The 21,302-nt window shown below is 58.1% G+C and carries 19 protein-coding genes; 9 read left to right on the top strand and 10 right to left on the bottom strand.

Annotation, left to right across the window (positions count from 1 at the left end):
• Positions 1-34: 34 nt before the first annotated feature.
• The 4 genes from POI8812_RS02250 to POI8812_RS02235 are packed head-to-tail and all read left to right on the top strand — an operon-like array spanning position 35 to position 6,093.
• Entirely contained in the window at positions 35-2,161 is a 2,127-nt protein-coding gene (locus POI8812_RS02250) for a bi-domain-containing oxidoreductase (protein WP_108780892.1), read from the top strand.
• A complete protein-coding gene (wecB, locus tag POI8812_RS02245) occupies positions 2,158-3,252 on the top strand; it encodes a non-hydrolyzing UDP-N-acetylglucosamine 2-epimerase (protein ID WP_108780891.1) in 1,095 nt (364 codons plus the stop codon). The genes POI8812_RS02250 and wecB overlap by 4 nt, the downstream gene beginning before the upstream one ends.
• Positions 3,249-4,877: a heparinase II/III family protein gene (locus POI8812_RS02240; RefSeq protein WP_211310364.1), complete on the top strand. Its 1,629-nt coding sequence runs from the start codon at positions 3,249-3,251 to the stop codon at positions 4,875-4,877. The genes wecB and POI8812_RS02240 overlap by 4 nt, the downstream gene beginning before the upstream one ends.
• Before the next feature lie 16 nt (positions 4,878-4,893).
• Positions 4,894-6,093 (top strand): glycosyltransferase family 4 protein, encoded by a 1,200-nt coding sequence (locus POI8812_RS02235; RefSeq protein ID WP_108780890.1) that lies wholly within the window; start codon positions 4,894-4,896, stop codon positions 6,091-6,093.
• Here the strand turns inward: POI8812_RS02235 and asnB are convergent.
• Together asnB and POI8812_RS02225 are read right to left on the bottom strand one after the other, a co-directional pair.
• Complete coding sequence (gene asnB, locus POI8812_RS02230; RefSeq protein WP_108780889.1) at positions 6,026-7,966, bottom strand: asparagine synthase (glutamine-hydrolyzing); 1,941 nt, start codon at positions 7,964-7,966, stop codon at positions 6,026-6,028. The genes POI8812_RS02235 and asnB overlap by 68 nt on opposite strands.
• A gap of 10 nt (positions 7,967-7,976) precedes the next feature.
• Positions 7,977-9,026: a glycosyltransferase gene (locus tag POI8812_RS02225; RefSeq protein WP_146186105.1), complete on the bottom strand. Its 1,050-nt coding sequence runs from the start codon at positions 9,024-9,026 to the stop codon at positions 7,977-7,979.
• Between the two features lie 225 nt (positions 9,027-9,251).
• On the opposite strand from POI8812_RS02225, the gene POI8812_RS02220 reads away from it, so the two are divergent.
• The 4 genes from POI8812_RS02220 to POI8812_RS02205 all read left to right on the top strand — a co-directional run bounded on the left by POI8812_RS02220 (position 9,252) and on the right by POI8812_RS02205 (position 14,131).
• Positions 9,252-10,196: an NAD-dependent epimerase/dehydratase family protein gene (locus POI8812_RS02220; protein ID WP_108780887.1), complete on the top strand. Its 945-nt coding sequence runs from the start codon at positions 9,252-9,254 to the stop codon at positions 10,194-10,196.
• A gap of 63 nt (positions 10,197-10,259) precedes the next feature.
• Positions 10,260-11,537, top strand: coding sequence for a Vi polysaccharide biosynthesis UDP-N-acetylglucosamine C-6 dehydrogenase TviB (tviB, locus tag POI8812_RS02215; RefSeq protein ID WP_108780886.1), 1,278 nt, complete (start codon positions 10,260-10,262; stop codon positions 11,535-11,537).
• A gap of 63 nt (positions 11,538-11,600) precedes the next feature.
• Positions 11,601-12,845 carry a class I SAM-dependent methyltransferase gene (locus POI8812_RS02210; RefSeq protein ID WP_211310363.1) on the top strand — a complete coding sequence of 415 codons (1,245 nt, stop codon included), beginning with the start codon at positions 11,601-11,603 and terminating at the stop codon, positions 12,843-12,845.
• Between the two features lie 101 nt (positions 12,846-12,946).
• The gene (locus POI8812_RS02205) at positions 12,947-14,131 is read left to right on the top strand and encodes an O-antigen ligase family protein (RefSeq protein ID WP_146186104.1); all 1,185 of its coding nucleotides are present in this window, start codon (positions 12,947-12,949) and stop codon (positions 14,129-14,131) included.
• On the opposite strand, the gene POI8812_RS02200 is transcribed toward POI8812_RS02205, so the two are convergent.
• From POI8812_RS02200 to POI8812_RS02165, 8 genes are all read right to left on the bottom strand, one after another.
• The gene (locus tag POI8812_RS02200) at positions 14,109-15,602 is read right to left on the bottom strand and encodes a TRAP transporter large permease (protein ID WP_108780884.1); all 1,494 of its coding nucleotides are present in this window, start codon (positions 15,600-15,602) and stop codon (positions 14,109-14,111) included. The genes POI8812_RS02205 and POI8812_RS02200 overlap by 23 nt on opposite strands.
• Positions 15,599-16,144 carry a TRAP transporter small permease gene (locus POI8812_RS02195; RefSeq protein WP_108780883.1) on the bottom strand — a complete coding sequence of 182 codons (546 nt, stop codon included), beginning with the start codon at positions 16,142-16,144 and terminating at the stop codon, positions 15,599-15,601. The genes POI8812_RS02200 and POI8812_RS02195 overlap by 4 nt, the downstream gene beginning before the upstream one ends.
• Positions 16,145-16,201: 57 nt before the next feature.
• Positions 16,202-17,236 (bottom strand): TRAP transporter substrate-binding protein, encoded by a 1,035-nt coding sequence (locus POI8812_RS02190; RefSeq protein ID WP_108780882.1) that lies wholly within the window; start codon positions 17,234-17,236, stop codon positions 16,202-16,204.
• A 167-nt stretch (positions 17,237-17,403) separates the two neighbouring features.
• Positions 17,404-17,880: a GNAT family N-acetyltransferase gene (locus POI8812_RS02185; protein ID WP_108780881.1), complete on the bottom strand. Its 477-nt coding sequence runs from the start codon at positions 17,878-17,880 to the stop codon at positions 17,404-17,406.
• Between the two features lie 3 nt (positions 17,881-17,883).
• On the bottom strand, positions 17,884-18,144 hold the full coding sequence (locus POI8812_RS02180; protein ID WP_108780880.1) for a YjhX family toxin: 261 nt from the start codon (positions 18,142-18,144) through the stop codon (positions 17,884-17,886).
• 185 nt (positions 18,145-18,329) lie between these two features.
• The gene (locus POI8812_RS02175; protein WP_108780879.1) at positions 18,330-18,779 is read right to left on the bottom strand and encodes a hypothetical protein; all 450 of its coding nucleotides are present in this window, start codon (positions 18,777-18,779) and stop codon (positions 18,330-18,332) included.
• Complete coding sequence (gene aroC / locus POI8812_RS02170) at positions 18,779-19,882, bottom strand: chorismate synthase (RefSeq protein WP_108780878.1); 1,104 nt, start codon at positions 19,880-19,882, stop codon at positions 18,779-18,781. The genes POI8812_RS02175 and aroC overlap by 1 nt, the downstream gene beginning before the upstream one ends.
• Before the next feature lie 78 nt (positions 19,883-19,960).
• Complete coding sequence (locus tag POI8812_RS02165; protein WP_108780877.1) at positions 19,961-20,635, bottom strand: DUF2161 domain-containing phosphodiesterase; 675 nt, start codon at positions 20,633-20,635, stop codon at positions 19,961-19,963.
• 109 nt (positions 20,636-20,744) lie between these two features.
• On the opposite strand from POI8812_RS02165, the gene POI8812_RS02160 reads away from it, so the two are divergent.
• A complete protein-coding gene (locus POI8812_RS02160) occupies positions 20,745-21,221 on the top strand; it encodes a flavin reductase family protein (RefSeq protein WP_108780876.1) in 477 nt (158 codons plus the stop codon).
• Positions 21,222-21,302: the final 81 nt, after the last annotated feature.

Genomic DNA, 21,302 nt, shown 5'->3' with positions numbered 1-21,302 from the left:
TTATTCGGTCTTCTTAGCCAGTATCTCCACAGGCATGAAACAAATTCTGCAAAATCTGGGCTCGGGCAAGACCGAGTTGACCGAGATCCCCTGCCCCGCCCCCGGTCCACAGGATGTGATTGTCAGAACCAGCCGGACGCTAGTGTCTCCGGGGACCGAGCGGATGCTGGTCGAGTTCGGGCGGGCGGGCTTCATCGGGAAGGCGCGGCAGCAGCCGGAGCGCGTGCGCGAGGTGCTGAACAAGATGCGGACAAACGGCATCGCACCGACGCTGGAGGCTGTGTTTCACAAGTTGGGTCAGCCCTTGCCGCTGGGCTACTGCAACGTCGGGCAGGTGCTGGAAACTGGCGGGCTGGTTGAGGGCTTTGCGGTCGAGGACCGTGTCGTGTCGAACGGGCACCATGCCGAAGCTGTATGCGTCGGCAAGAATATGTGCGCCAAAATCCCCGATACAGTGAGTGACGACGCAGCGGCCTTCACGGTTCTGGGGGCGATCGCGTTGCAGGGGGTCCGGCTGGCCAAGCCGACATTGGGCGAGACCTTTGTTGTTTCCGGGCTTGGTCTGATCGGTCTTATAACAGTGCAGATCCTGCGGGCGAATGGCTGCCGCGTGATTGGGCTCGACTACAGCGCCAGCCGTCTTGAGCTTGCGCGTCGCTATGGGGCGGAAACGGTCCAGCTGGGCGATAGCGTTGATCCGGTCGCGGCGGTGTCAGCGATGATCGGTCACAGCGTCGGTGGTGTTGACGGTGTTCTGATCACTGCTGCGACGACGAGCAACGATCCGGTCAGCCACGCGGCAAAGATGTCTCGGAAGCGCGGGCGGATCATTCTCGTCGGTGTGGCCGGGCTTGAGCTTTCGCGCGCGGATTTCTACGAGAAGGAGCTGACATTCCAGGTCAGTTGCTCCTACGGACCGGGCCGCTACGATCCCGACTACGAAACGGCCGGTTTCGACTATCCGCCCGGCTTCGTCCGTTGGACGGAGCAGCGGAATTTCGAAGCAGTGCTGGGCCTGATGGCGTGTGGTCAGCTCGATGTGAGCGACATGATGACGGACCGTTTCGATATCGATCAGGCCGAAGAAGCCTATGAGGCGCTTGCGAATGCATCGGCAGAGACGCTTGGTATCCTTTTGACGTATCGAACGGCGGAGGACCTGCCTGAGGCAGACTTACGTGCGCCTAATGTTGCCGTTCCCGCGCAGGAGAAGCGCGCAGAGAACGGACCGGCGATCGCGATGATCGGCGCCGGGAACCATACAGCCCGCACGTTGGGGCCAGCCTTCAAAAAGGCAGGTGCCCAGCTTCACACCATAGTTTCGCAGGCGGGCATCAGCGGTACGACGGTTGCGCGTCAGCTGGGGTTTGCGAACAGTTCCACCGATTTCGAAGCCGTGCTCACCGATCCGGACGTCAACATCGTGGTGATTTCGACCCGCCACGATTTGCACGCCGATCAAGTCTGCGCAGCCCTTGGCGCGGGCAAGCATGTGTTCATCGAAAAACCGCTGGCACTGACGCATGATGAGTTGGACCGGATTGAGGCCGCGACTGCCGCAGCACCGCACCTGCAGGTGATGGTCGGCTTCAATCGCCGCTTTGCCCCGCAGGTGGAAAAGATGAAATCGCTGATCCGGGCGAAAGGTGCCCCCATCGCGGTTTCGATGAACATCAATGCAGGCGCCATTCCGGCTGACCACTGGACGCAGGATCGAAAGATCGGCGGTGGCCGCATCATCGGGGAGGCCTGCCACTTCCTGGACCTTGCGCGGGATATGATGGGATCGCGGATTGCCGACGCTCAAATCATGGCGATGGACACGCCCACCCGCGACAGCGTGGCAATTTCGCTGCGAGGAGAGGATGGGAGCCTCTCGACCATCCAGTACCTCGCGAACGGTCCGCAATCCCTTCCGAAAGAACGGTTCGAGGTCTTTTGCGGGGGACAGGCGCTCTATCTCGACAATTTCCGGCATCTGCGCGGCTACAACTGGAAAGGCTTCTCGCGGATGCGGCAGTGGCGTCAGGACAAGGGGCACGCCGCATGTGCACACGCCTTCATTGAGGCTGTCAGAAAAGGAGATCCGACGCCGATCCCTGCGTCCGAGATGTTCGAGGTCTCCCGTCTGTCAATCGATCTCGCGGAGCGGATCGCATGAATACGCCGCTCATAGATATTATCGCCGGCGCCCGCCCGAATTTCATGAAAGTCGCGCCGATCATCCATGCGCTCCAGGCCTCTGGTTCGGGTTTGCGGTATCGGCTCATACACACCGGTCAGCACTACGATGCCCGGATGTCGGACACGTTCTTTCGCCAACTCAACATTCCGGATCCCGATATCAATCTTGGGGTCGGTTCCGGCAGTCAGGCCACCCAGACGGCCAAGATTATGATGAGTTACGAGGAAGTTCTGCTCAAGGAGCGTTCTCAGTGCTGTCTTGTAGTAGGCGACGTCAATTCGACGGTCGCGTGCGCGCTGACTGCGCAGAAGCTGGGCATCCCCGTGGCGCATGTGGAGGGCGGTCTACGATCTGGGGACTGGTCGATGCCGGAGGAAATTAATCGGCTGGCCACGGACGCGATTTCGAACTGGTTCTTTACAACCAGCCACAACGCGAATGCGACTCTCGCGCGCGAAGGTGTGTCTGAGAATCGTATCTTCTTCGTCGGTAACACGATGATCGACACGCTTCTCGCGAATATGGAGCAGCTGGCCCCCCCCGATTTTTGGGCGGAGCAGGGGCTAGCGCCTGACAACTACCTTCTTTTGACCTTGCACCGCCCCGCGAATGTCGATGATGCGGCGCCCTTCCGGGCCTTGCTGGAAGCGGTGGCGGAAACGGCTGCAGATATGCGCATCGTTTATCCGGCGCATCCGCGAACCATCGCAACGCTTGAGGGGTTCGGCGATCTTGCAAACCGGCTGATTGTGGTCGAACCCCAGCCCTATCATCAGTTCAACTATCTCGCGAAGCACGCGCTCGGGGTCATCACCGACAGTGGTGGTATTACAGAAGAGACAACGGTTATGGGTGTGCCTTGTCTGACATTGCGCGACAATACAGAGCGACCGGAAACAGTCTCCGAAGGCACCAACATCCTGGTCGGAACCAAACCGACCGCCCTGCGAAAGGCGTTGGCGGAGTTGCTGGGCGGTGTCCGCAAGACCGGGAAGGTTCCCGATCTGTGGGACGGACAGGCGGGGCAACGTATTGCCGCGAAACTGCGGGAGCTTCTTTGCCGGTGACCGAGCTGATCGCGAAATCGCGGCGGCTTTGGCATACCGTGCGCCCCTTGCGCTCGGTGCAAATCACCAACCGGATCGCGCGTCGGCTCGCCCGCCCGAAAGTGCGCAGCTTCGCGCCACCCGTGCTGCAGATGCGTCCAGAGAGATGGCAATCCGCCATTCGAAAGCCGAACAGCCAGTTGGCCAACGGCCTGTTCCGTTTTCTGAATGAAGAGTATGATTTGGCCAGAGGTGGATGGGACGATCCCGATGTCAGCAAGCTCTGGCGATATAACCTCCATTACCATGACGCCCTGGTGCAGAAGGATCCGTGCGACCCTGAAGGTCTGATCGCGTGGTGGATTGAGGAAAACCCTGCTCCACACGGATCAGGGTGGGAGCCTTACACGGTTTCCTTGCGCATCGTGAACTGGGTCAAGTTTTGGTTGCACGGCGGCACATTGGACGACGCGGCTCGGGCCAGTCTCGCGCAGCAAACCGATTGGCTGCTGCAGCGGATCGAATGGCATCTGCTGGGCAATCATCTCTATGTGAATGGCAAGGCATTGGTATTTGCCAGCGTCCTGCTGAACGGCTCATTGGGAAAGCGCGCGGAGACCCTGGGTTTGCGTATTCTGCTGGAAGAGACGCCTGAGCAATTTCTGGACGATGGTGGGCAGTTCGAGCGGTCGCCGATGTATCATGCTCTTGGCCTAGAGGATCTGCTCGACCTTGTAAATTTATGCCAATCCTTTGACAAACCTGCACTCCGCGATTTGGAGGATGTCATTCGTCCGCGCATTCCCGCCGCCTTGCGCTGGATGCAGATGATGAGCCATCCAGACGGCCGGATTGGGCTATTCAATGATGCGGCATTCGGTATCGCTGCAGAGGCCGATGCGCTGAACCACTACGCTGAACGCCTCGGATTTGGGGCTGAGCCCGTGCCAGAGCAAGGTGTCCATGAACTTGCGCCGAGTGGCTATGTTCGCTGCCAGCGCGGTGATACGGTCGCATTGCTCGATTGTGCGCCGTTGGGCCCGCGCTACCTGCCTGCGCACGCGCATGCGGATACGCTGTCCTTCGAACTCTCGAACGGCGCGCAGCGCATCGTCGTGAACGGCGGAACCTCGGTCTACGGGTTGGGACCAGAACGCGCGGCGCAGCGCGGTACGGCGGCGCATTCCACAGTGGTCGTGGATGGTCGCAACTCCTCGGACGTATGGGCAGGATTTCGGGTGGGGCGGCAAGCGTACCCCTTGAATCTGTCGATCACTGATGAGGGCGTAGTGACCTGTGAGCACGATGGCTACGGCCCGTGCACGCACGCGCGCAGCTGGACCCTCGGCGCGACCACGCTGGAGGTCGTGGATCGTCTGAGCGGACCCTTTGAAAAGGCGGAGGCATTTTTTCACTTGCATCCCGACTGGGTACCAGTCTCCAGCGGGGAGGACGATTTTGTTTTCAGGACCGCCACATCAAAAGGGGGCGGTGTTGTGTTCTCTTTCGTCGGTGCACGCTCCGTTGAAGTCGAAGATGGAAACTGGCATCCGGAATTTGGGCGCGCGGTGCCAAACAGTTGCCTTCGGGTGCGGTTCGACGATCGCGAACTGATCACCCGGATCAGCTGGGCAGCCGCGGATTGAGAAAGCGAAACCGACCATGAGAATCCTCCTGCTTTCGCTCTATTTTCCCCCCGACCTCAGCGCGGGATCATTCCGGATGGGTCCACTGGTCAATGCGCTGAACGAGCGGCTCGGGCCGGAGGATCAACTCGACGTCGTGACGGCGAAGCCAACCCGATATGGCAGCTACAGCAAGGAAGCGGCGGACGAGGAGCGGATTGGCGGCGCCCGCGTCCGTCGGATCACGTTGCCCAAGCATCAAAGCGGGTTCATCGATCAGGCCAAGACGTTCATCGCCTTCGCCCGTGAGGTGCTGCGCCTCACCAGTGACACCCGGTATGACCTCGTCATCTCGACATCGAGCCGGTTGATGACAGCGGCGTTGGGGGCCTACATCGCGCAACGGGATGGAGCGCGGCTTTGCCTCGATATCCGCGATATCTTCGTCGACACGATAGGGGATGTCCTGCCGCGCAAGCTCGCCTTCGTCGCCGTTCCCTTTTTTGATCTGGTCGAGAAGTGGACGATCCGGCGGGCTAATCTTGTTACGTTGGTCTCGCGCGGGTTCTCCAGTTATTTCGAGCGGCGCTATCCGCAGACAACGTTTCGCTACCTCACCAATGGAATTGACCGCGAATTCATCGATCGCGTCGGCACGTTTGGAAAAGACCACGAAGGCGGGCAGCCCATACGTTTGCTCTACGCCGGAAACATGGGCGCAGGGCAGGGATTACACCGGATCGTGCCCGGCCTCGCTGAAGGTTTGGGCGATGGGTACGAGATCATCCTCGTAGGTGACGGCGGAACGCGGCCCGCCCTTGAGGCTGAAATCGCGGCACGGGGACTGTCCAACGTCGAATTGCGCAAGCCTGTCGGGCGGGATGACCTGCTTGACCTTTACCGCGCTGCCGATGTGCTCTTCCTGCATCTGAACGACTATGACGCGTTCAAGAAGGTGCTGCCCTCAAAGCTCTTCGAATATGGCGCGACCGAAAAGCCGATTCTTGCCGGGATCGGCGGACACGCGGCGGAGTTCGCCCGGTCAGAGATTCCCAATCTGGGCCTTTTCGCGCCCTGTGATGTCGATGGGGCATTGAGGGCATTTCGATCCCTCGACACCGGCCAGACCGATCGATCCGCCTTCATTGCCAAATATGATCGCGCCGCGATCAGTGGGCAGCTGGCGGATGCGTTCCTGTCTGTGATGCCAGAGCGGTCGTCGCTAACGGATCCCTGAAGGCGCGATGCCACAGTTCGATGCTCAGCACCGAAAAGAGCGTGTATGAGGCGTCGATCTCACCGCGCTGGTTCTGCGCGATAAGCCGATGCACCGCATCGGCATCGAATATCCCGCGTTTGCGCAGCGAGGCATGGGAAAGCGTATCGTTCAGCAGGGGTAGCAGATCGTGGGTCATCCAGCGCCGCAGCGGGACACCGAAACCTGTCTTGGGCCGATAGATCACATCATGCGGCAGCTCGGCTTCCATCGCCTTTTTCAGGATCCACTTCGCCTGTCCTTTCCGTACACGTACATCGTCGGGCAGTCCCTGACTGAACGTGACGAGATCGTTGTCTAGAAAAGGTACGCGTACCTCCACACCATGTGCCATCGACATCTTGTCGGTGTAGATGAGATTGTGATCGGCAAGGAAGAAGCGTTGTTCGAGTGCCAGTGCCTGCGACATGCGGGTCAGTGAAGGTGGCAGCTCATCCATATACGTTTGTAACGGCGCATCAACCTCGCGGGCGAGATCTCCGCGCATTTCTGTGGACAAGAGGGCCTTCACCTTTTCTGGAGCAGTCCACCGAAAATAAGCGATCAGCCGCTCGTCGTCGGATGCGTCAGCATTTTCAAACAGTTTCGCGACTCGGCGAAGGCGCGTGGAATTGCGCGCGGCGATGCCAGAACCGCGCCGTAGGGCGGCACGCGCCGAACGAGGCATCCATGTCCAGTAACGTTCGGCTTCGATGGCTTGATGTCGCCTGTAGCCCGAAAACAGATCGTCCCCACCCGTGCCTGAGAGTAGTACCGATATGCCAGCCGACTTGGCTTGCTCGCAAATATAGGACACGTTCAGCGCGGCCGGATCTGCCAGCGGCTCATCAAGTTGGCCGATCATGCGTTCCACATCTTGCGCAAGGCGATCTGGGGACACCTCGACCACACTCAAATCGACACCTAAATGCCTTGCAACGCGTTCTGCATAAGGCAGATCGTCTGTCTGGTCGTCGTCCTGACCGCCAGTCATACGGATTGTGAAACATGGTAAATCTGCAGACGCCTCACGCGCAAACGCAACGATCGCAGAGCTGTCGAGACCACCGGAGAGGAAGGCACCGACTGGAACATCGGAGACCATCTGCCGGAGGCTCGCCTGCCGTACAAGCGACCTCGTCTTGGTCACTAGTTTATCCGTCGCATCGGTTTGCAGAGTGCTGAACCCTGAAATTGGACGATGCCAAGTCCATTTCCGCTCTACGTGACCATCCTTGACGGACAGAGCTGAGCCAGGCGACATCAGCTTGATGTCTGGTGCCGGAGTGTCCGCTCCCGGCGACCAGAGGTAACTCAAATAACGTGCGATGCAGGACGGGTCCATCGGTAGTGACAGATCCGACAATTCTGTCAGTGCCTTAAGTTCTGAGGCGAAAGCGACAAGACCGTCTCGCTCGATATAGTAGAGGGGTTTCACACCCATCCGATCCGTCGCCAGAAGCAAGTTACCATCTCTGGGGTCCCACAACGCTATGGCGAAAATACCGTTGAGGTGCTCCAGAAATGCTGCCCCGTCTCGTTCATACAGATGCAGGATGACCTCAGTGTCCGACTCGCTTTTGAATAAAGCACCGTTAGCCTGCAGTTCTGCGCGCAGGTCGCGAAAGTTGTAAATTTCACCGTTGTAGGCGACACGTGTTTGACCGCCAGGGCCTACCATGGGTTGCGCGCCGGCTGATGAAAGATCGAGAATGGCGAGACGGTTGTGCCCTAAACCAATTCCTTTTGCCTCAAAGTAGCCTTCCGCATCAGGTCCACGATGGCGCTGCGAACGTACCGCGCGCTCAAGGAACCCGATTGGCGCGTCACCCGAATAGCCTGAAATCCCGCACATTGTTTTTTCCTCAGTCCTCGAACGCTGGGTGTGATCCCGTGGGGTGCAACGCATCCAACAAGAGTGCGGTATTAGTCTCTCGATCATGGCGCGAGTATGCAGTTTGGAGAGCGCTCTTGCCGTGTATCGCAATCTGCTCAGGATGAGACAGGTATTTTTCCATCGCTTCGGTTAGGCTGTCGATATCGCGCGGCTGGATCAATTGCCCATTCTTTCCCGATATAAGCGAACCCGAGATGCCACCCACATTAGTCGCTATTGCTGGGAGACCCAAAGTGAAGGCTTCAATGAGCGACATTGGAAATCCTTCAGCATAGCTAGGCAAAACGAAGATATCAGCCTCTGCCATCCTAACTTGGAGACTATCGCCCTGAATCCATCCGGGAACACGGATTGCCACGTTGTCAGGCACTTCTGAGGCCCATTGACGAAGTTCCTCTAGCATTGTCCCCCCGCCAATGATTGTCACCTCAAAACTATGGTTTTTGGCCAAGCGCTCTGTCGCCGCCATCAGCTCTTTCAGCCCCTTTTCAGTGACAAGCCATCCGACGAATACAAACTTTACAGGAGCATCGGGGTCACGTGGGACGAGGTTTCTTCCCGCGCCAAATCCCTCAGGCAAGAAGAAATTGAAGTCGATGAGGCGGTCACGGCCGACGCCAAGGCGTTCATACATTTGAAGCCAGCGCTCGCCCATCGCGGCGACTTCTGTGGGGAACTTCAGGCAAATACGGCTTATGAGGCGCCATTTTCCTGACCGTTCGACCGCCTTCATGTACCAGCCATCGACAATCAATAAAATTGAACGCCGCTTATAGATGCGTGCAAGAAGCGCCATTGTACTTCGCTCAATGAAACTGAAACCCGACCCGCCGATGACTATGACGGGAGCATTCTGATGGGTGCGTAGTGACGCCACGAGCGCTCTCATTCGTATGAATCCGTTGACCGCCCGCGCCCGCATCGAGATATCACCAAATCCCGATCGGCTCGTATCGATCACAGTACAATCGTAGCCGCGGCGGCGTGCCTGATCCAATATGCCGGCAGACAGCGTCACGACCCCGCCTGGGTGGTGCCCGTCTTGCAGGCCGGGGTCAGCACCAACGAGAATGAGGTGGGGCTTCGTACTTGACAATATTCAATCCAAACTTGTCGTGGCGGCACTTTGCGGGGTTGGTCCGAGCCTTACGTCTCTCGCGTCCGATCAGTCAAGCCGCACTGATTTACCTTTGACCAATACAGGGTTAAACCGGCGTTAGAGTTTGGCGGGAGGCGCAAGGGAATGGTGACGGAATTGCTAGCGTCGCCACGCGTGTTGATTACTGGGATTACCGGTGAGTTTGGGCGTGTTTTGCGGTTCGGCCAGAAGATTAATCCCATTGCAGGTGACGTCATATATCATGGAAGACGCATTAAGCAGATTGATGGACATATTGTTCGAGCGATCGATTTGAGCGCATCGGAGGCGGAATGGCGCACTTGGTTTTCGAAAACTAAGCCGCAAACCATTCTGCACCTTGCAGGAGTGACATATACGAGCGGACTTGGCCGGGAGGAAATGGTTGCGCTGAATGCGGATGCGGCAGTCAAGGTGGCGCGCGCGGCAAGCGACGCCGGTGTGGAGCGGTTTCTATATGCATCTACTGCCGGGGTATATGGTCCTCAGCCAGACGATATCTCTACGTTGAAGGAGGGTCGACCAACGAGGCCCGGAAGCGACTACGCTACATCTAAGGCAATCGGTGAGGAGAAGATTCTAGCCTTTGCCCAAACTACTGATATGCAAATGAGCGTACTGCGCTACGCCACCACCGCTGGAAGTGACATGTTGGTGCGCAATGCCTTGATGGCGACCCGAGATGTGCCACTACAACTGGATCAGTTCGCCGACAACTCTACACCCGAACGCTCTTATTTGGGACCTTCTGATCTCGCATCGATTCATTGGAAGTTGCTGGCTGCGGACGGTATCGACATTCCCAACATCTTGAATATCGCTACACCGGGCTCTGTACAGATGCATCAGTTGCTTGGCGCACTACCTGCAGTCCTGGAGCGCAAGATTGCATGGACCTATCGCGATGCGGGCCAAAACGCCGTGCGGCGCAATGTGCTTGATTGCACTCTTCTCGAACGCACTTTGCGCCAGAAACTGCCTTTGACTGATCCAATTCGTCTTTCAGATCAGATAAAAGCGTTTCTCGACGCGGACCTCAAAAGCGCCTAATGGATGCGTATCCTTCGCGCGCGATGAAAGCCCCCATCAATATTTCTCAGGGACAAACTAAATATGCACAGTTTGGACAAATTAAAAATTGCTGTAATCGGCTTGGGATATGTTGGCCTTCCACTGGCGGTAGCATTCGGCAAGACGCGACGGGTGGTCGGTTTCGATATAAACAAGGCGCGGGTCGCGGCGCTTCTAGACGGAAATGATAGCACGCTTGAAACCTCTACTCAGGAACTAAAAGAAGCGAAGTTTCTTTCTTTCACCGAAAATTCGGCTGATCTCGCAGACTGCAATGTATTCATCGTCACGGTCCCAACGCCGATCCAGATGCACAATGAGCCTGATCTCTTGCCGTTGATTTCGGCATCAACGATGATTGGTCAGGTGCTATCTGCGGGCGACATTGTCATATATGAGAGCACTGTTTATCCAGGTGCAACCGAGGAAGATTGCGTGCCAGTCCTAGAATTGCATTCTGGACTGAAGATGAATGAAGACTTTTTTGTCGGCTACAGCCCCGAGCGGATAAACCCCGGCGACAAAACACATCGGCTTGCAAACATCCAGAAGGTGACTTCAGGCTCCACCCCTGAAACCGCTGATCTTGTGGACGCTCTTTACAATACTATCATCGAAGCGGGCACTCATCGTGCTCCCTCAATCAAAGTTGCTGAGGCTGCGAAGGTTATCGAGAATACTCAGCGGGATCTCAATATCGCGTTGATCAATGAACTGGCGGTTATTTGCAATCACCTCGACATTGATACGCAGGCAGTGCTGGAAGCGGCTGGAACCAAATGGAACTTCCTACCCTTTAAGCCTGGATTGGTGGGCGGGCACTGTATCGGGGTCGATCCCTATTATCTTACACACAAGGCACGTGCGGTAGGTTATACTCCTGGTGTGATTATGTCAGGGCGGAGGTTGAATGATGGCATGGCAACCTACGTGGCAGACCAGCTTATTAAGGCACTCCTCAAGAAGAGGGGAGAGCTCTCAGGAGCACGTATTCTGATACTTGGATTGGCATTCAAAGAAAATTGCCCGGACCTACGTAACACCCAGGTTGCTAACGTCATCGCCAAGTTGCGCGACTTTGATGTTGCCGTCGATGTTTGGGACCCCTGGGTTGATCCGACAGAGGCCAAGGCGGCATATGGAATTGACCTGATCCACCACCCTTTGAAGGGTGAGTATGATGGCGTCTTGATTGCTGTTGCTCATGATCAGTTCCGCGCGCTGGGCGCTGATGGAATTCGTGCCCTCTGCAAAGCCTCGGGAATAGTCTATGACCTCAAATACGTACTAGACAGAAGTGACGTCGATCTTCGGCTCTAGGACCGCTTGAACAAGCCCGTATCACTGACGTATGCAACAGCGGTGACGTGCGGGACCGCAACCATGAAGGAACAGGTGATGTTGGGTGAAACCCTAGAGATTTCGAAATGCGAAGTCTGCGGCTCGACGGAGCTGGACGCAGTGCTTGACTTGGGCCTTCATCCGATGTGTGACGACCTTGTCGAGGTGGGCGATGCGCGCCAGTGTGCCGAATACCCTATTGACATTCTGTATTGTAAGAACTGTCGCACAGCGCATCAGCGTTATCAGGTGCCAAAGCACGATTTGTTTCCGATCAGCTATCACTACCGTTCGAGGTTCACGTCAGATGTCCTGGACGGAATGCGCCAACTTGCCGCGGACTGCGCCACTAAGTTTGGTGATCTAGCAAATGCGACCGTGGTCGACATCGGTTGCAACGATGGTAGTCTGCTTGACGCATTTGCGCGCCACGGGGCGCAAGGGATAGGTATCGAGCCAACTAGTGCTGCGACGGACGCTGAAGGGCGGGGTCACCAGATCTATCAGGACTACTTGTCTGAAGAGGTCGCAGCACGCATTGTAGAGTCCCACGGACAGCCCGACTTCATCACGTTCACCAACGTTTTCGCGCATATCGAGGATCTGAGTGGTGTTCTGCGTGCTATGAAGGTGCTAATGTCTGATCGCACGGTTCTGGTGGTAGAAAACCACTATCTTGGCGCGGTGCTGGACCTCAACCAATTTGATACATTTTACCACGAGCACCCGCGTACCTACAGCTTCGCTTCATTCCAGCACATTGCGCAGAACCTCGGTGTCTCGATCGCAGACGTGAATTTCCCGTCGCGTTATGGCGGCAATATTCGGGTGTTCATGACAAACCGGCCGACGGACGGCACGATCCTGCTTGATGAAATCGATGCTCGAGAGGCTCAGTTCGCGGCCCGGTTCTCGACGCTCAACCGCAATGTCGAGCAGTGGAAGGCATGTAAGCGCGCACAGCTGGCGGCCCTTGCTGCTGACCACGGACCATTGCCGGCAAAGGCATTTCCCGGACGTGCCGCGATTCTCGTCAAGTTGCTGGAACTAGACACGGACCTCATCGAGTGCTGCTATGAGAAACCTGGTTCTATGAAGATTGGTCACTATGTGCCAGGCACCCGCATACCAATTCGCTCGGACGATGCATTTGAGCAGTTGGTGCAGAAACCACCCGTCCTTGTGAATTTTGCTTGGCACATTTCAAGCGAGATCCAAGCATACCTGCGCGGGCGTGGATATGAGGGCCAGATTGTCGACTTGATCGAAAGCAGCGACTTCAACTGACATCACCCCCAATGATCGTGGGCGTCCGATTTGCGCCCTACGGACACGGGCGACAAAGCAAAAGCGGCTGAACCAACAGCCGCCCCTATGAGAGACCTGCGTTGAACGACCGTGACAGATCAGCCATGCCTGATGCTTTCAGTTTGCTTGTTGCGGGGCTTTGCATTACCGCCCCGATTTCAAGCAAAGCGGGTCCAATCCTGTTGTTGATTGTGCTGGGATATGTCGTAATCACCGGCCAATATAAGTTAGTGCGCTTGAGCCCTATGCCGCCCTTTTTAGGACTAGCCTTGGGAATCGCCGCAACTCACGTGCTGGTTCCTTATCTCAATCCGCTTGGAACTGGTTTGATTACAGAGCCTTTTCGATTCGGCACCGTCATTCTCGCCGGCTGGGTTCTTGTTGCGGCACCTGCTATACCCGCAACGGACCGCGGTCTCACTTTGTTGACTGGCCTCCATATCTTAAGCGGTGTTGCGATTATAGCCTTACCAGTGTTGCATGAAGGATTTGCCGGCTTTGAAAGAGTGAACCAGAGCGCAATCGTCCATTTGTTTTCCGGAGCCGCTATTGCAATTCGCCTTTTTCGCGACGGAGTCCAATCAAAACCACTGGTTCTAGTGATCTTGTTTTCTTCAGGCGTCGTTTGCTTTGCGAGTGACTCGCAGAGCGCGCAACTGGCCTATCTACTTTGCCTTTTGGTGACTGGATTTGCTGGAGTAGCCTTCAGGTATGTTGCAACCGGCATCTTCTTGCTCACAGCACTTTTTGCCTTCAGTGCGCCATGGCTGGCGGCGAATGGTTCTTCGATATTTGTCGATAGTGGTTTCTTGCAGACTGAGTTGAGCCACGCGATGTCAGCAACCCATAGAATAGGAATTTGGGTAAGCAGCGCGGAATTGGTGAAAGAGGGCTTACCCTGGGGTTGGGGCGTAGAAGGCACCCCTGATGCTAGAATGATCATAGAAGGATATCCGATACCATGGACCCATCCGCATAATTTCTTCCTAGAAATGTGGTTGGGAGTTGGGTTCTTTGCGGTCCCCTTGTTTGGAGCGCTTGCAATTGTTGCCTATCGAAACGTTGTAAACTTCGGACGAGGACGGGCACTGCTTCTCGGCTTCGTTGTCGCCGCACTAGCGTTGTCTTCTGTCGGGCATAGCTTCTGGCAGGGGTGGTGGCAGGCGACGCTCGTCATAACTTTTGGTTTTGCGACGCGTCCGGCGAAGTATGCAGATTGGTCCTCAACTCGCGGTCGAATGGCTACCAAATCAGAACCAGCGTGATCGCGGGGAATGCCAGCAGAACGGCCACGCGGATGAGGTCGGATGCGACGAAGTATAGGACGGCGCGGTAGGTGTGCGTGATCGGAGTGTCGCGGTCCATTGCATTTATGACGAACAGGTTCATCCCCACGGGCGGCGTGATCAGGCCGACTTCGACGACGATCAGCACGATGATGCCGAACCAGATGGCCACAAGCTCTGCATTTGCGCGGTTCAGCGCGCCGTTTGTCGCGCCGCGCAAGCCAAGCTCGCGCGTTTGTTCGCGGGTCAACTCAACGCCCTGGGCGAGCAAATCGCGTGCTTCGGCCAGCAATGCTGGGGCAATCTCGGCCCCATCGGCGAGCATCGCATCAAGCCGCGTCGTCTGTAGATCCACCATCGTGATGAAGCTGATGTCCAGACCTTGAACAACCGGCCAGAAGATCGGGATGGTCAGCAGGATCATCGACAGGCTGTCCATCAGGCATCCCAGCAAGAGATAGAAAATCAGGATGAGGATCAGGACAAGCATGGGGCTGAGCCCCTGAGCACCCACGAAACCCGCCAGTTCCTGTGGGACCTGTGTTAGCGCCAGAAATCCGTTGTAGAAGGCGGCCCCGAAGATGATGAAAAAGATCATACCCGTCGATTTCGCCGTGGTGGTGAAGCTTTCGACGAGAGCGGTGCGGGTGAGGCCGCCCCCGAACCACGCGATCAGGCCAGTGCCGAATGCGCCGACTGCCGCCCCTTCGGTGGGCGTGAACCAGCCGCGATAGATGCCGCCCACGACCAAGCCGAAGACCAACAAAACCGGCCAAACGTCCAGCAACGCGCGCAGGCGGGCTGCGTAGGGCAGGCGTGCCTTAACACCCGAAGAGTTCGGATTGAGCCGGACATAGATTGAAATTGCGAGGATGTAGCCCAATGCCGCCAGAAGGCCCGGAATGAACGCCGCCAGAAACAGTTTGGCGATGTTCTGTTCTGTCAGGATGGCATAGATGACCAGCACCACCGACGGCGGGATCAGGATGCCGAGCGTTCCGCCTGCTGCGAGGGTGGCGGTTGAGAATCCGCCATCGTAGCCATAGCGCCGCAATTCCGGCAGGGCCACGCGGCCCATCGTGGCCGCAGTGGCAAGAGACGAGCCGCAGATCGCCCCGAATCCCCCGCAGGCCCCAACCGCTGCCATCGCCACGCCGCCACGCCTGTGACCCAGCCAACTTTCCGCGGCTTTGAACAACGCCTGGCTCATACCGCCGAGGGTCGCGAAATGACCCATCAACAGGAACATCGGGATGATGGAGAGCGAGTAGCTGGAGAAGGTTGAGAAGGTCTCCGCCTTTAGCCGGGCGAAGGGGACGGTGGTGTCACCGGTGACAAGGACCAGCCCAACCAACCCGGTCAGAAACATCGAAAGACCGATTGGAACACGCAGAAAGATCAGCAACAGCAGAGCCGGGAAGCTGGCGATGCCGATGGCGAGATCGGTCATTGCTGATGCCCTGTGGGTGCGCGCACGGCCAGGTAGACTGAGACAGCAGTGGCGAGGCAGAGGCCGGGAAGACAGGCGGCATAGGCCCACCAGATCGGAAATTCGATCAGGAATGTTGTCTGACCGCTGCGCGCCTTGCTGAAGGTACCCTGAAAGAACTGCACCGTGATCAGCACCATTGTGGCTGCGAAGATCATTGCGGTGATCCTTGCCAGAATGTTGGCAACAAACGGGGGGAAGCGACTGGCGAAGACATCGACTGTCGCGTGCGCACCGGCAATATGACAAAGCGGCAGAAACGAGACGATCGCGAAAGCGATGCCGACTTCCGTTAGCTCCACGTCCCCGTTGATCGGCCCGATGCCAAAAGAAAGCAGTGCGTTTGCCAATTCTGGCGCAGTCCCCTGCCAGAATGCGCCATGCAGGGCGCCGTTGAGCAGGCGGCCTGCAACCGAAATGACTGTCAGTAGAACCAGTGCACCCAGCACCAGCCCGCCGATCACTGCCATGCGCCGCGAAAGTGTCATCAACATGTGATGCATTTCATGTCGTCCGATCGGCAGGACGGGCAGCCAAAAGCGAGGGCGGCCCAGCTGAGGTTATTCGGCGGGCTCGTAGGCGTCCATCAGGGCGCGGGCCTCGTCAATGAGGGCCTGGCCGTCGATGCCACGTTCTTCCATATCTGCCAGCCAAGCGGCGTAGACGGGTTGAGCCGTCTCGGCCCAAAGCGCGGATTGCGCTTCATCCAGGGTGAAGATCTCGTTGCCATTCTCGACCGCAATATCGCGTGCCGGGCCATCGAAGGCCACCATCGTGTTGCCCGCGAAGATAGAGAATTCCAGACCGGAATTATCATCGATGACTTGCTGCAGGTCTGCGGGCAGTTCTGCATAGGCATCGTTGTTCATCGCAAGCACAAAGGTCACGGTGTAGAGCATGTTACCCGTGAATTCGGTATGAAACTCGACCAGTTCAGACGTGCGCAGCGCGCCGGTCACTTCCCACGGAATTGTCGTGCCGTCGATCACGCCACGCGACAGCGCCTCGGGGACGGCCGGAACGGGCATGCCCACGGGCTCTGCGCCCAGCTCTTGCAGCAATGCGTTGACCTGGCGGGATGCGCCGCGGATCTTCAGCCCGTTCATGTCGGACGGAACCTCCACCGGCTCGGCGGCGTGGATAACGCCCGGCCCGTGAACCCAGGTGCCGAGGATGTGGACGTCGGAGAATTCCTCCTGCATCCGCGTCTCATACATCTGCCAGAAGGCGGATGAGGCGGCGCCGGCGTCCTCGACGAAGAAGGGCAATTCGAACACCTCGGTCGACGGGAAGCGGCCTGGCGTATAGCCCACGACAGTCCAGATGATGTCGGCCACACCATCAATGGCCTGATCCATCAGCCCCGGAGGGGTGCCCCCCAGTTGCATCGAGGGATAACGCTCAATCTCGATCCGGCCCTCGGACGCCTCTTCAACATTGTCCGCCCAGACATCGAGGATTGATGCCGGAACGTTGGCCTGCGCAGGCAGGAACTGATGCAGTTTCAGAGTGTATTCCTGTGCTGCGGCCGTGCTGGCGCTGAGGGCGAGCATGGCGGCCGCACTGACGGCCCCGAGAATGGATTTGCGTTTCATCGAGGTGGTCCTCCTGACTTGGAACCGGTACTGGCGCAGGCTCTTTGGCTGCGTGGATGCATTAATCGCAAACACGACCCCTCCTGCCAGCATTAAATGGGCATTTTTGCGTCCATTGGCGACTCCCGCAGTTGGAATCGCCAACGGAGGTTTCAGATGAGCGGCAGCTACGTGCGTTTGCGAAAGATGATCTTATCGCTCCCGTCGCCGTACCAATCCCGGATTTTCGCTTCTTCCTCATAGCCCCGTGCGCGGTAGAAGCGGCGTGTTGCCGCAAAATTCGCATCGCCGGAGGTTTCCACGATGAGCAGGCGCGCGCCCTGCTTTGCAGCCTCCCGCTCGACATCGGCAATCAGTTGCGTGCCGATTGCGCTGCCCCGCCGATCAGGCAGGACCGCGATGAACCACAGGTTCCAGACACCGTCGGCTATCTGCTCCGGCCCGAAGAATGCCGCGGCTTCGATCCCCGTCCTCCCGGCCACGCGCCACTGCTCACCAAGGGTTCCAGCCGCCGCGTCAGCTGCGATTTGTTCGGAGAAACCCGCAAGTTCCTCTGATGTGAACAGGCCACTTTGTGCACAGATATTGATGATCTGCGGGGCTTCATCGTCGCGCGGTGCGCGTGGGGTTAAGTTGTAAGTCATAAGTCAGGTCCTGTTGTCGAGTTGCGCGCGCACGACGCTGCGCCCCAATTGCGAGGCGCGATAGGGTTTCCCACCGGTGGAGCGGATCAGGCCACGGCGGCGCAGGCGGCTGAAGAGGGCAAGTGTGCAGTTGCTCAGCACATTGCCGTCATGGGTGAAGCAGCGCACTCGCTCGATTTTTCCGTTTGCGCCGCGCTCGTGGCGGATTTCACCGCCTTGGGACAGCACGTGCAGGACGCGCTGTTCGTCTTTTGAAATGTTCATTGGTCTTGTTCAGCTTGGAAACACGCCAATTGCACCCGCACATGCAGGGTGGGATCAGCGGGCTGGCGATATCCCATACGGGGACATCTCAGTCGCGGGTTACAAGCTCGAACATAAACGCTCCGGTTTTCCGCAAAGGTGCGGTGGCAACCCTTTAGCCAAGAAAGGATTGTTCTGGCAAGGGATCAGAATCCGTCGGTGCGCGAGAAACTGCCATCGGCATTTTCGACGAGACCGCCGCCCAGCAGGCGCTGCAACTCTGTGGGGTCGAAAGACTCGATGGGTGGCAGAAACTCCGCATCAACCGTACTCACCGCCGCCGTGGGGGCTGGCGTGACGCGAGGGCCATCGTTGAACATGTCTGCCCGCAGGCACGGGTTCCATTGCTGGATGCCGGTCACGGGTTCGGGGCGTGTCTCCCAGCTCAGCGTGCAAAACAGCTCGATCCAGTCAGCGGGAATGTCGTTGATGTTCGCCCCTTCCGTCAGATCGAAAGGCAGGTTGTCATCAACGAAAAAGCGACGAGGTTCCACGACGCGATCAGGCTCCACCTGGACCGTCACCACGGTGATGATCGGTTCGCGCTCACAAGCGGCGAGCAGGGGCAGGGCCAGCAGGGCAAGCAGACGCTTCATCAAACGATCCCTCCGATCGGGCCCTGATTTCGGCCGATCTGACCGCGATGCAGCAGAATGTGATCGAGGATGACACAAGCGGCCATCGCCTCTCCTACCGGAACGGCCCGGATACCGACGCAGGGGTCATGGCGCCCTTTCGTAACCACCTCGGTGGAGGAGCCATCTTTGCGGATCGACCGGCGCGGCGTCAGGATCGAGGAGGTCGGTTTCACCGCAAAGCGAACCACCACGTCCTGCCCTGTCGAGATTCCGCCAAGGATGCCGCCTGCATGGTTCGAAGAGTAGACCGGACCATCCGGGCCCATGTCGATTTCGTCCGCATTCTGCTCACCCGTCAATGCGGCAGCGGCCATGCCTTCCCCAATTTCAACGCCCTTTACGGCGTTGATGCTCATCATTGCGGCGGCCAGATCCGTATCGAGCTTGCCATAAATCGGCGCACCGATGCCGGCCGGTACGCCTTGTGCGACGACTTCGATCACGGCACCGACAGAAGAGTGCGCCTTGCGGATGCCATCGAGATAGGTGGCATAAAGCTCGGCTGCGGCGGCGTCGGGGGTCCAGAACGGGTTGTTTTCAACTTCGTCCCAATTCCGCGACTCTGCTTTGTGCGGACCCATCTGAACAAGACCCCCTATGATACGTAGGTCTGGCGCGAGGGTTTTGAGTGCTTCGCGGGCGATGCCGCCGGCCGCTACACGGGCTGCCGTCTCCCGTGCAGAGCTGCGGCCACCACCACGATAGTCGCGGATCCCGTATTTCTGCCAATAGGTAATGTCGGCATGTCCGGGCCTGAACGTCTCGGCAATATCGCCATAGTCCTTTGAGCGTTGATCGGTATTCTCGATCATCAGCTGGATCGGTGTGCCGGTGGTCTTGCCTTCGAATACACCGGAGAGGATCTTCACGGCGTCAGGCTCTCGGCGTTGGGTTTCGAATTTGGTTTTTCCCGGTTTCCGCTTGTCGAGCCAGTGTTGCAGCATCTCGGCAGAGACCTCGACACCCGGTGGGCAACCATCGACAGTTGCGCCCAGCGCGGGACCGTGGCTTTCCCCCCAAGTTGTGACGCGGAAAAGATGACCGAAACTGTTGAGCGACATGCGAAAGGCTCCCTTTGCGCAAGGTATTAGCGCGAAGGATGGGGGCCGTCCATGCATCGGGCGCACCCGGTCGCGGCTTCACTCTCCCGAATTGGTCTCGACGGAGGCGGCAAGCCGCTCCAGATGTGCGGCGCGTCCATTTGGCGTAAGGTCATAGACCCCGACCGCAACACGCTCGAACCAGCCGTAGTGATTGTCGCGCATGCGCTGTGCGGCCTTCTCTGCGCCAACGGCTGCACCCGCAACGGATGCCTTGGTTGGCCCGTGTTCGGCCAGGTGATCTGCGAGACGGATACAGGCCTGCCGATAGGCCGTCATGATGCCGGTTCGACTGACACCACCGGGCGATGGATCGCCTTCACGCAGCTGAAATTCTTTGAGCAGACGTGCGGTGCGGGCCTTGTTGCCGCGCGGTGCATAGGGGCCGGGGTCCAGATGAACCTCCGCAATCCCTTCACGCACAACGATCAGGCCAAGGCCCAGCCTGCGCAGCATGGCTTTCACCCGTGCCCAGCCCTTGCGCCCGCGTGCGGGCAGCTTAGGCACGGCCAGATAGACATGGTCCGTCAGGGCGAGCCTGTCGACGCCTTGCAGCAGCAGCGCCATCGTCAGCCCCGTTTTCAGCTCGACAACTACGGGCGGATCGTCGCCCCGGACCGCCATCAGGTCGACGGGGCCGATTTCCCCTTTCACGGTATATCCTTGTGCTTCCAGCAGCGCCTTTACGGGCTGGTAAAGTTTGGCTTCCGACATGGCGATGCCGCTATTTTGAGAGGATCTGGTCCATGCAAAGAACCCTAGACCGGATTGCATCGTATGCAAATTCAGATAGACGAGCTGCAAAAGCGCAGGAGCTGATGCGATGATCGAATTTACTGAGCGTGATTTGCGCAACGCGTGCGGTGCGTTTGCAACCGGGGTTACGGTCGTCACAGCCCTCAACGATGATGTGCCGCTTGGAATGACCGCCAACAGCTTCTCATCTCTCTCGATGGATCCGCCTCTGGTGATGTGGGCGCCCGCCCGCCGATCCGCCCGGTTTGAGGCGTTTACGCTCGCAGAACGGTTCACCATCCACATTCTGAACGCAGAGCAGCTTGATCTTGCAGCAGGCTTTGCGCGGTCCGGCGATGCCCCTTTCGCTGAGGTGGAATGGCAAGAGGGGCCGGACGGCGTTCCCGAATTTCCAGGATGCGCGGCCGTGCTCCGATGCCGTCACCATGCGATCCATCCCGGCGGAGACCACGCCATCGTCGTAGGCCATGTCGAGAGCGTCTCGCACGACGCCAAGGCCCACCCGCTGGTCTTTCATGCGGGGCTTTACCCCCGGCTCGCCTGACGAATATGCGGTATTGGTGAAAGATGAATGGGGCGGCTTGCTTGCCCCATGCACGGGGCTGGGCTAAACCGCGCGCGACAC

It is taken from the genome of Pontivivens insulae (genome assembly GCF_900302495.1).
GTDB classification, from domain to species: domain Bacteria; phylum Pseudomonadota; class Alphaproteobacteria; order Rhodobacterales; family Rhodobacteraceae; genus Pontivivens; species Pontivivens insulae.
This window is presented reverse-complemented; position numbering and strand designations above follow the sequence as displayed.